The organism is Oleiphilus sp. HI0080 (assembly GCF_001635135.1).
In genome coordinates, this window is record NZ_LWFU01000756.1 from 1 (window position 1) to 376 (window position 376).

Annotated in this window: 1 protein-coding gene; it reads right to left on the reverse strand. The window is 48.4% G+C overall.

The window, feature by feature from the left end; genetic code table 11:
• Positions 1-376, reverse strand: a 376-nt coding sequence (locus A3751_RS15850) for an SDR family oxidoreductase (protein ID WP_156492534.1), incomplete at both ends; no start/stop codon positions are given.

Below are 376 nucleotides of genomic sequence, written 5' to 3' on the forward strand. Positions count from 1 at the left end.
CAAAGTCGTTTTTCTCTGTTAGAGGTGTATCGACAAAGCCGGGGCTGACCAATTGCACATTGATATTTTCATGCTGCAAATCGATCTTTAAACACTCCGCAAAATAGCGCAATGCAGCCTTTGAAGCGCCGTAAGCGTGTGCTCTTGGCAGGGCCTGATAGGTGACGCTGCTTGAAACAAAAACCATAGAAGCGGAATACTCTTTGTCTCTCGCCGCTCTAAGATGCGGCAAGGCTATTTTCGACACCGCCAACGCACCAAAATAATTCGTTTCGAACACACGTCGCGCCATTGCGGGGTCTATGTCGTTGCTATCCATATATTCGCAGGTGCCCGCGTTAATAATGACGCTACTCACATGATCGACGGCATTGCT